The sequence below is a fragment of the Phocaeicola faecicola genome (assembly GCF_013618865.1).
Taxonomy (GTDB): Bacteria; Bacteroidota; Bacteroidia; order Bacteroidales; family Bacteroidaceae; genus Phocaeicola; species Phocaeicola faecicola.
The window spans coordinates 70,004-81,296 of sequence record NZ_JABSOE010000011.1 but is presented as its reverse complement, the minus strand read 5'-3'; the positions used below and the strand labels follow the sequence as shown (position 1 = coordinate 81,296).

The following is an 11,293-nucleotide window of genomic DNA, read 5'->3' as shown; positions in this document are numbered from 1 at the left end:
ATCTGTTCAATGATACGGTGAACAACCCGGACCGGATCGTTCTGGGGAATAAAATCGCCTAAACACGGAGGTAAAAGCAGATTATCGTTGGATGTGTAATTTTTAAACATTATCTTTGGGATATCTTGACTTGATTCCCTAAGATACAAAAAATTAGGGAGACGGGCAAGTTCTGACTTCGCGAAGTTAGGACTTGCCCGATTTTTTTTGCAGACACAAAAAAGGCCATCTCATTTTGAGACAGCCTCTTATATTTTTCAGTAATCTTTCCAACGCCTGACAAAAGACATCGGAAAGAACTTATTGTCACAATCAGCGTACCGGAATCTTATCAATACGAGCCTGATGACGACCACCTTCGAACTCAGTATTGAAGAATTCTTCCATAATCTTCGCTGCAGTATCCGTATCAATGTAACGGCCCGGCATGACCAATACATTGGCATCGTTGTGCAGACGAGTCATATGTGCGATTTCCGGAATCCAGCAAAGTGCAGCACGAATACCCTGGTGCTTGTTGAGGGTCATGCTGATACCCTCGCCACTGCCACAGATACCGATACCCGGATAGCATTCTCCAGCCTCAACTGCCAATGCCAGCGGATGAGCGAAATCAGGATAGTCACAACTTTCAGTGCTGTATGTACCAAAATCCTTGTACTCCCAGCCTTTCTGTTCCAGCCAGGTCTTCACAAATTCTTTCAATTCAAACCCTGCGTGGTCTGAAGCCAATCCGATAACTCCCATTACAACATTGCTTTTACTTGGTTATACACATTTTCTGCAGTAAAGCCCAATTTCTGGTCGAGCACCTTGTACGGAGCCGAGTAACCGAATGATTCCAGTCCCCAGATCTTTCCGTTGCTGCCTACCAGTCCCTGCAGATTCACCGGCAGACCGGCAGTCAGACCAAATACCTTGGCTCCTGTAGGGATGATGCTTTCCTGATATTCCTTGCTCTGTGTGCGGAACAGTCCTTCAGAAGGAACTGAAACGACCCGCAGTTTGATACCTTCCTTGCGCAGCAGTTCTGCTCCGGCAACCAGTGTAGAAACTTCAGAACCTGAAGCCACCAGGATGACATCCGGATTTTCATCAGAACCGGCTACAATATAAGCACCCTTAGCTGTTTCAGCATAAGCAGTACCTTCCGGCAGATTATCCACATTCTGACGAGAGAAAATCAGTCCGGTAGGTGTAGCCATGTTTTCCATAGCCAGTTTCCAAGCCTGAGTAGCCTCGTTCACATCAGCCGGACGCAATACCTGCATTGAGTTGTTGCCCTTGTGGTTCTTCAGTTTTTCCATCAGACGGATCTGTGCTTCCTGTTCTACCGGTTCATGAGTAGGACCGTCTTCACCCACACGGAATGCATCGTGTGTCCAGATGAACTTCACAGGCAATTCCATCAGGGCAGCCATACGGATAGCCGGTTTCATATAGTCAGAGAATACAAAGAAAGTACCGCACGCAGCCAGTACACCGCCATGCAATGCCATACCGATGCAGCAGCAAGCCATAGTGAGTTCGGCAACACCAGCCTGCAGGAAGGCACCGCTGAAATCACCTTTCTTGAAGGCATGAGTCTTGTTCAAGAAACCGTCGGTCTTGTCCGAGTTAGACAAGTCGGCAGACGATACAATCATGTTCTCTACATTTTCTGCCAATACGCCCAATACCTTGGCTGAAGCCGCACGGGTAGGACCACCGGCCTTCTGTTCAATGGCATCCCAGTTAATCTGAGGAAGCTCATTGTTGAACCAGCGGGTCATTTTCTCAGCCAGTTCCGGATGAGCCTTGCTCCATGCTTCCTTGGCAGCGTATCTTTCAGCAACAATCGCTTTCAGTTCTTCACGACGTTTTGCATACAGTTCAGCCACTTCAGGGAAGATTACAAACGGATTTTCCAGGTCACCGCCCAGGTTCTTCATGGTGTTGACATAAGCGTCACCTCCCAGCGGTGCTCCGTGTGTACCACAGTCGTGTTCGTAGCTGGTATTGTCAGCACGGCGGGCACCCTTACCCATTACGGTCTTACCGATAATCAATGTCGGCTGTCCGGTAACGGCCTTTGCAGCGTGCAGTGCCTCACGGATTTCTTCCGGATCATTTCCGTTGATGGAAAAGACCTTCCAGCCCCATGCCTCATACTTCTTGGCAACGTCTTCTGTACTTACCTCGTTACATTCGGTAGAAAGCTGGATTTCATTAGAGTCATAGAACATGATCAGGTTGTCCAGTCCCAGATGTCCGGCAATACGTCCGGCTCCCTGAGAGATTTCTTCCTGAATACCTCCGTCTGAAATATATGCATAAATAGTCTGGTTCATTACATCGCCCAGACGTGCTTTCAAAAACTTAGCAGCAATGGCGGCACCTACGGCAAAAGTATGTCCCTGTCCCAGCGGACCGGATGTATTTTCAATACCGCGCATGATGTCAACTTCTGGATGTCCCGGAGTCGGGCTTCCCCACTGACGGAACTGAGCCAGCTCTTCCATTGTAAACTTGCCAGCCATAGCCAATACTGCATAAAGCATCGGTGACATGTGTCCCGGATCAAGGAAAAAACGGTCACGACCTTCCCACTTCGGGTTTTCCGGGTCATAAACCATAAATTCCGAAAATAGAACGTTTACAAAGTCTGCACCCCCCATCGCACCTCCTGGATGTCCGGATTTTGCTTTTTCTACCATCGAAGCAGCCAAAATACGAATATTGTCGGCCGCACGATTCATTAATTCATTGCTATTTTTCATCATTGGAAATGTTAGTTTCTGCAAAGATACAAATATTATTGAATATGAAATATATCTAAATCAGTAAAAATGGCATTTCTATATTGCAAAAGCGAGGTTTTTACAGATTCCTCCCCTTTGCTGCTTTCCTTCTGTCATTTTCGGGTATTGTCTGCTTCATTTTTCCGGCAATGTTACCGGAAGGTCAGCAGGCGATTCGACATGAAATTGACTCCTCCGTACACAAACAGCCCCAGGAACTGGGCAAGGTATTCATTGCATCCGAGCAGTTCGACAAGCGTAAGGAGAAACAGGAACTGAGCACCGTAAGCTGCTGTAAATGCCAGACAGAACCACAGGATCTGACGCCAGAGCGAATTCCGGCGGGCTACAGGATCGAGCGGAAAAATCCAGTATTTGCACCAAATGAAATTATGGATTTGAGCGATTGTATATGCCGTTACATTTGCCGTCAGGTAATCTTCCCCGAACACATGCATCATCAGACCGACTACCAGGGCGGTAATCAGTGCATTCAGGGTTCCAACTATGGCAAAACGAAGTATTCGGGAAGATTCTTTCATCTGTCTACGGTTTCAGTAAAATATTTGTACAAAAGAACAAGGCCATGTCAAAAAGCAACGGTATTTCCTGACATAGCCCTGTTATTCTTAATTCAAGATGTCTGCTTCAGACAAATTGATTATTCCTTAATGTCTACAATCAAATTCAACTCATCCAGCTGTTTCTGATCCAGACGGCCCGGTGCATCCAGCATGACATCGCGTCCGGAGTTGTTCTTCGGGAATGCGATGCAGTCGCGGATTGAATCAAGCCCTGCAAACAGAGACACCCAGCGGTCGAGTCCGTATGCCAGACCTCCGTGAGGGGGTGCACCGAACTTGAAGGCGTTCATCAGGAAGCCAAACTGTTCCTGTGCCTTTTCCGGAGTGAATCCCAGAATTTCGAACATCTTTGCCTGCAGTTGAGAATCGTGGATACGGATAGAACCTCCACCCACTTCTACTCCATTGATGACCATGTCGTATGCATCGGCACGGACAGCAGCCGGATCGGTATCCAGCAATGGAATGTCTTCGTCTTTCGGATGAGTAAACGGATGGTGCATAGCCATCAGACGGCCTTCTTCTTCGCTCCACTCGAACATCGGGAAGTCAACTACCCACAGGCAGGCAAACTGGTTCTTGTCGCGCAAGCCCAACTGATTACCCATTTCCAGACGGAGTTCACACAACTGCTTGCGTGTCTTCATCACGTCGTCACCGCTCAGAATCAGGATCAGGTCACCCGGTTTTGCACCGAAGGCTTCCTTCATCTGCTGCAGTACTTCCTGAGAATAGAATTTGTCAACGCTTGACTTCACGTTGCCGTCGGCTTCCACACGTGCGTATACCAGTCCTTTCGCACCGATCTGAGGACGTTTAACGAAGTCAGTCAGCTGGTCGAGCTGCTTACGGGTGTAAGTTGCCGCACCTTCGGCACAGATACCACCGATGTAAGCGGCATTATCGAATACAGAGAAGCCGTATCCCTTCAGAATATCCATCAGTTCCACGAACTTCATTCCGAAACGCAAGTCCGGTTTGTCGCTACCGTAATATTTCATGGCATCCGCCCACGGCATACGGAGGAACGGTTCAGTCAGTTCCACACCACGCAGTTCCTTGAACAAATGCTTGGCCATACCTTCGAACATCTGGATGATGTCTTCCTGTTCTACGAAACTCATCTCGCAGTCAATCTGAGTAAACTCAGGCTGACGGTCGGCACGAAGGTCTTCGTCACGGAAGCATTTTACAATCTGGAAATAACGGTCGAAACCAGAAACCATCAGCAGCTGCTTCAATGTCTGCGGAGACTGTGGCAGTGCATAGAACTGTCCCGGGTTCATACGAGAAGGAACCACGAAGTCGCGCGCACCTTCCGGAGTAGAACCGATCAGCATCGGAGTCTCCACTTCGAGGAATCCTTTGCTGTCGAGGTAACGGCGTACCTCCATCGTCATACGGTGACGAAGTTCCAGATTCTTGCGGACAGCCGTACGGCGCAGGTCGAGGTAACGGTATTTCATACGCAGGTCATCTCCACCATCGGTATTGTCCTCGATAGTGAACGGAGGAGTCAGCGCAGTATTCAGGATATTCAGTTCCGATACGATGATTTCAATTTCTCCGGTAGGAATATTATTGTTTTTGCTGGAGCGTTCGCTTACCGTACCTTTCACCTGAATCACGAATTCACGTCCCAGATGATTGGCACGTTCACAAAGTTCTGCATTGTTCTCAGTGTTGAATACCAACTGAGTGATACCATAACGGTCGCGGAGGTCAACGAAGGTCATTCCTCCCATTTTACGTGTACGCTGTACCCATCCGGACAGTGTCACGTTCTTGCCAGCATCGGCGAGTCTCAATTCGCCACAAGTATGACTTCTGAACATGTTATTATTATTTATTGAGTTCTAGTTTCTATATTTCAATCAGGAAGGACAGAACCCTGCCGTTTCCTGTCGGACTTACAAATTCCGGACAAAGGTAGCACTTGTTTTTGACTTATGCAATAAAATAAGAAGCACAAAGCCTATGGAAGGTCCATAAATCACGACAAAAAGACAACAAGCGGTCAAAGACTGGCCGATGAGCCCAAGATAGCACTCTGGGCCAGGTACTCGGGTACCGGAGCGTAAATGTACAGTACGCTGCCTCCCTTGATGGCATCGATGATGGGGCGTGACAGCTTCTCGGGTACGGCCGGACAGCCCAGGCTACGGCCAAGACGTCCTCCGTTACGGGCTACGGAAGGGTTGGCATATGCGGCCCCGTGCACTACAATGGCACGTTCCCTGGCGCGGTCGTTTACTCCCTTTTCCAGTCCGTTCAATATCAGCGAATAACCATTCTTCCCCTGATAGGTCGATTCGGTCAGGTAAAAGCCCAGAGAACTTTTATACGAACCGTTCTCATTGGAAAAGGACGTAGCATAGTTGCCCCCGCTGTTCCGTCCGTGGGCAACGACAGAAGTATAAAGTATCTTGCGCTGTTTCATGTCGAACACATAAAGCCGCGGTTCGGTAGAAGGCTTTGAAAAATCAATCAGTGTCAGGATATCCCTGCGTCGCTGCTGAATCTTACGGTATCCCTGCACGGCCTGAGAGAAAGGCACATAACTCACCTTCCCCTCCAGTGCCATTTCCTGATAAAGCACCTCCGGAGAGTCTGCCAAGGCATCGGGACTGACTTTTCCGAGCGGACAGGCAGCTTCACCGACCAGGGTATCGAATGAATGAAAGAAAAGCAATAAGACAACCAATGATATGCGTAATACAAACATGCTTATTTTTTCTGATTAATGGTGTAACATAAAAAATCAATCTCCCGATATCCGGAACGCATTATTCCTCTTCGCCTTCCTTAGGCGGAATCGTCGAGGCATTACCGTCACGTACGGCCATATAATGCGGCGACATGATTTCCACACCGGCCTCATTGAAGCGGTCCTGGATATTCTGATGAAGGTCTGAATAAATCTCGGCCAGACGGTCGGCATCCTTGATATAGGCATTCACCTGATACACCGGATACCAGTCGCTCAGGGAAGTGGAAAGGACAAACGGACGCGGATCATCCACTACCCCGGGAGTATTCAGCGCAGCCTCCACCAGAAGTTTGTTGACGGTCCGCCAGGGTACATCGTATCCGATACTCACCTCCGAATGGATAATCAGGCCATACTCACGGGCCGACTGACTGAAGTTCACGGTATGCGATGACATCACAAATGAATTAGGAATAGTCACCACCTCATTTTTGGGGGTGCGGATACGGGTTACCAGCGGAGTCTTCTCCACCACATTTCCCGTAGTATCGTTCAGTTTGATGCAGTCGCCGATCTTGAAAGGACGCATGTAAGTGATTACCAGCCCGGCAATGATATTGCCGATTACCGTACTCGATCCCAGTGAGACAATCAGACCCACAAAGACCGAAATCCCCTGGAACACGCCCGAATTAGAACCCGGCAGGTAAGGATAAATCATGGCCAGCATGAAGGCATACAGCAGGAAACGGATGATGTGGTAAGTCGGGATGGCCCAGTCGGGATAGAACCCTCTCAGTTTCAAGTGTTCTGACTGTACCTCGTCTGCCAGGTAACGGAACAGGCGGACCAGGTATTTGACAGCCATATAGATAATGAAGATAGTAAACAGGTTAGGGATATAATCCACCACTCCGATAAAAATGCTCTTCACCGGATTCCAGATATACGAGAACAACTGATATGCCAGATCCTTGGTCTGAGGGAAAATGGAGAACAGCAGCGGTACGGTAAGCAACAGCTGCAGGAACATGATGACATAACGGACCAGACTGGCCAGGAAGACCAGCAGTTTCACCTGTTTCAAGGTATCGAGCAATTCATAATCCTGAATCGAGAAGGGCTTCAGCCGCGTATTTCTCAGGCGGACGATGCGCAGTTTCAGTTTGCGGAACAACCAGTTGGTAACCCGGAACAACAGATACTGCCCCACCAGCACCAGGATAAAGTACACAATCCGCTTGCCCAGCTGCAGCAGTCCGTGCGACTCTTTCATCTGGTGCAACTTCTCCATGATGACCAGACGCTTGTCTGCAGCCAACTGGTCGCGCGTACAGTTTTCCCATAAGCCGTCCATGTCGGTGAAAGAGACAAGCACCTTTCCCTTGTACATCACATCCGTCACGATGTCACTGCTTTCCACGTACACAGAGTCCGGCTGCAAGTTGAGCAGTTTTCCCAGTTCCGCAATATCAGCTGCCACATTCTCCGCGCGCTGCTGGGGCGTATGTCCTCCCCGCTTGGCATAAAAATAGAACAGGGTATCACCTTCTACCACCACCGGCACCCCTGTAACTTCTTGCCGTAAAGAATCGATACGCTGTTTCTGACCGGCTAATTTCAGGGAATCGGCCGCATACGCAGCCAGCTTTATCTGTTCAATCTCCATCCGGAGGTTCGCCTCATTCAGTTTAGCTGCTGCCAGCTCTTGTCGCACAGCCGCCAGCGACACAGAGTCCGAATCGGCCGTAACCGCTGCTGCCGAAGCCGGCAAACTGTCTTTTCCCAGGATATCAAGTACCTTCTCCACTACCTGAGCAGACAGTCCCGATACGGACAAGCCCAGCAGAAAAAGGAAGGATAAATAGAATTTCTTCATGTAACTATTGTGCTAAAAATTTTTCAAGCCGCAAAGTTACACATTTATTTAGAATCCATCAGCCGATAATTAGTTAAAATTTAGCCAATTACGATAATTAACGTTTTGCGCGTAGGGGCCCAGTCGTACACAAACTTGGCATGAGAAGTCGCATTCCGGACGCACATGTGAGAGCGGGGCACTGTTCCCAGCGACCAACTGTATTCAATCATTTGGGTAGCAGGCACATTCACCGGTACCCCGTGTATATAGGCACCGTTCGTGAAGCGGCTGGCATAGGGTGCATAGCCTCCTACATGCGAACCGCCGTCTTTCAGAAACACCATCTTCTCTTTTTTCTGCTGCAACAGAAACATACCCAGCGGTGTCTCCTGTGCATAAGGAGGACGATGCTGCCCGGTGGTTGCCGGATTCATGCTCCGTATCTTCCACTCCCCGTCACCGGCCCTTTCAAGAGTAGCAATGTGCTGGTCGGCACGGTCGACGATAATCACGTGATGAAACACCACATTAAAAGGCAGTTTGTTGACATAGCGGACCGGAATCATCCACTTGCCCGGAATCGCAACCGGATACACCTTGTAGAATCCGCCGTACTCGGCCGCAATCCGCACCAGCGTACCGTCTCTTCCGTAACGCTCGGGCATCAGTGTGTCGGACGGCAGGTACAGAGGAACCGACTGATAGCGTTCCACTCCCAAGGTATCCGAAACCCGCTTGTATTCGTTCCGTACGTAACGGCGCACTAGAGAAGCCTCCCCGTTCAGGTTCTTGTAATTCGAAAGCACGGCCCACTGCAAGGTCGTATCCTGCTGCATGTTCTCTATGAATGCCAGGCACTTCTTGATGGCCTTCCACTTGAAGCTTCTCACCGTATCCTTGTAGGGATATTCGTCCTTCAACGTATATCGGTCGTACAATAATTCCTTGGTCAGATGTATATCCGAAGCCTTCCAGATCTTGGTCTGACGTTCGGGCAACAGCAATTGCGAGACACCGTCCGGTGAATCAGGCCCCTGTAGCTGAACGGTTCCCACTTCCTCTCCGCTGTATTCGCAGGCTGTTCCAAATACCGCGGTCATCAGGCATAATATACAAATCAGTTTTTTCATCGTATCACACTTCGGCTCTTCGGCGCGAATCCAATCTAACAGGTTAATACATCAATTCATCCAGGTCCAGCGAAAGCCACATCCGACTGCCAACCTGTCCATGGTCTTTCTCCTGTTTCCCTGAGTATAAAGTTACTGAGTTTTATCATATGGCCACATTTTTTGCGCCATTTTTTTCTGTCAATCCGATGAATATGTAAGAAAAAAATGGTTGTAAGAAAGAAAAAACAGAAATCCCCCGACAGGGAACCGTAAAATAAAGAATTACAGTTCCCTATCGGGGGAGCGGAACGGCCGGTTATCCGACCCTTCCTTCTTTAAAATCCACCGGTCATTCCCATCCCGGATTCTGCGTCAGGGTAAACCCTTTATCCTTGTACACTCCAATCTGGGATACCGGAACCGCCCGCAAGTAACAACGCTCGGAAGCCAGTTCTCCCTTCTTGAAAACGCGGGCCTTCGGATTACGGAGATAATCGATATACCCTTTTTCGGAATGCTTGTTCGAAGGATCCTTCGGGTCAAACAGCACCAGCACCTGTTCTCCCTTCTCGTCCGTAGCCTTCATTCCCGGATAATCGGCAAGAGTCAGATAAGCCCCCAGGAAGGTTTTTGAAGGATATCCCTCAGGAGTTCCCGAATTCAGATACTCATACTTGGCCCAACGGCGGAGATCCTCTCCACGGCGTCCCTCCAGAATCAGTTCCACACGGCGTTCCCGGCGTATCTCCCACAAGACCGGTGCCACCTCCGGGTCGCGTGCCGGATCGTTGATGCGCACCCCGTTCACCATCAGTCCGTCTCCCGAAAGCGTGACAGAAGGCATTTTCTTTCCGGTCTTTTCTCCCCACTTCACCAGCTGCCGGTCGCGCAGGCGGTTGATGGTCAGATCAAGGTCGGCCTGAGAAAAGGCCTCTCCCCCTACCCGGCTCACCTCGTATCTGGCTTCCACATAATTCAGCAGGACCTCCGCATAGCGGAAACAAGGAGCATCGGCCGGACTCTGGATGTTCTTGCAGAAAGGAGAGCCTGCAGCAAACCACGCATCGTTCAGAAACTTTTTCGATGCATATCCGGTAGGAGAAGCCCCTGCGGTATAAGAGACTCCCATGGCACTCAATACCCGGAGCGAATCGGCTACCGTCTGGTAAAGACGCGGGTCACGGTTCTGGAAAGCCTCCCGGATACCCGGATGATCCTTTCCCTTATACAGCGGCGACTGACCGACAGGCAACCCGTCGCTGCAAAGATAACTCTCTACTGCATCCTGGGTAATCCCTCCCTGCGACTGATTTTCGCCTGCATTATACGACATCAGTGCGTTACAGTACACTCCGTCGGCATATTCACGGTACCACACAATCTCAGGATTCTTGTGCAGGTCTTCGGAAGCAAACAGTTCCGTATACGTATTTCCTATCCGGAACAACTGCGAATCCATCACCGTCTTCGCTCCCTGGATGGCACCGTCCAGCAGTTGCCTGATTTCCTTCCCGTCTACCGGCTTCGACGACGGTCCGACCGTCGTCCCATGGTATTTCAGCCAGGTAGCATGATACAGCAGGTCACGCGACATGTACGCCCCCACCACATAGCGGTTTACCTGCAGACGACCGTCCTCGGTACGCACATTCTGCACCGCAAACAGATAATCCTCAAGGATTTTCTGTGCCACGAAAGGATAAGGCGAACGGTCCTTATACAACTCGCCGGAGTCTTCCTCGGGGCGGATTACCTTATCGATATACGGCACACCGCCATAAACCTTGGCGAGCGCACTGTAAGCCATGGCCCGGAAAAAACGTGCAATTCCCATCCAATGATTCTTCACCTCCTCCGAAAGATCCATTTCCGGTATCTGCTCAATCATCACATTCGCCTTGTAAATCCGGTCATAATTCTCCTCCCACACCGAAGTAGAGGCATTGATGTCCGTAATTGCCGAAGTCGGGAAATACAGTTCCCCTCCGGAAAGATTCAGGAAATCATCCGTAAAATTATCCCCCGAAAAGAAACCGCCGAAAGTACGGTAATCCTGGGCATATCCCGGGAAAAAACCGGAATAAAAATCCTGTGCATAAGAACGCAGAGACGATTCCGTCTGCCAGTAAGTCGCGTTAGTCTGTTTGTCCAAAGGCTCTCTGGTCAGAAAATCTTCACAGCCCGACAAGAAGGCAGCCAGCGAGCAAAGACACAATATCATTCGTATTTTCATAAATTCCATATGT

The 11,293-nt window shown here is 49.6% G+C and carries 8 protein-coding genes; all 8 read right to left on the bottom strand.

Annotated elements, in window-relative coordinates:
* Nucleotides 1–312: 312 nt before the first annotated feature.
* Nucleotides 313–747, bottom strand: coding sequence for a ribose 5-phosphate isomerase B (rpiB, locus tag H3001_RS05100; RefSeq protein ID WP_181214251.1), 435 nt, complete (start codon nt 745–747; stop codon nt 313–315).
* The gene (locus H3001_RS05095) at nt 747–2,759 is read right to left on the bottom strand and encodes a transketolase family protein (protein WP_181214255.1); all 2,013 of its coding nucleotides are present in this window, start codon (nt 2,757–2,759) and stop codon (nt 747–749) included. The genes rpiB and H3001_RS05095 overlap by 1 nt, the downstream gene beginning before the upstream one ends.
* A 173-nt stretch (nt 2,760–2,932) precedes the next feature.
* Nucleotides 2,933–3,322 carry a GtrA family protein gene (locus tag H3001_RS05090; RefSeq protein WP_178244550.1) on the bottom strand — a complete coding sequence of 130 codons (390 nt, stop codon included), beginning with the start codon at nt 3,320–3,322 and terminating at the stop codon, nt 2,933–2,935.
* A gap of 119 nt (nt 3,323–3,441) precedes the next feature.
* Complete coding sequence (gene aspS / locus H3001_RS05085; protein WP_181214250.1) at nt 3,442–5,199, bottom strand: aspartate--tRNA ligase; 1,758 nt, start codon at nt 5,197–5,199, stop codon at nt 3,442–3,444.
* Nucleotides 5,200–5,381: 182 nt separating this feature from the next.
* Nucleotides 5,382–6,089, bottom strand: a complete 708-nt coding sequence (locus H3001_RS05080) for a murein L,D-transpeptidase catalytic domain family protein (RefSeq protein WP_178244548.1) — start codon at nt 6,087–6,089, stop codon at nt 5,382–5,384.
* Between the two features lie 61 nt (nt 6,090–6,150).
* Nucleotides 6,151–7,953: a mechanosensitive ion channel family protein gene (locus tag H3001_RS05075; RefSeq protein WP_181214249.1), complete on the bottom strand. Its 1,803-nt coding sequence runs from the start codon at nt 7,951–7,953 to the stop codon at nt 6,151–6,153.
* Nucleotides 7,954–8,033: 80 nt separating this feature from the next.
* Entirely contained in the window at nt 8,034–9,065 is a 1,032-nt protein-coding gene (locus H3001_RS05070; RefSeq protein WP_178244546.1) for a L,D-transpeptidase, read from the bottom strand.
* 331 nt (nt 9,066–9,396) lie between these two features.
* Nucleotides 9,397–11,280 (bottom strand): RagB/SusD family nutrient uptake outer membrane protein, encoded by a 1,884-nt coding sequence (locus H3001_RS05065; protein ID WP_181214248.1) that lies wholly within the window; start codon nt 11,278–11,280, stop codon nt 9,397–9,399.
* Between the last annotated feature and the right edge of the window lie 13 nt (nt 11,281–11,293).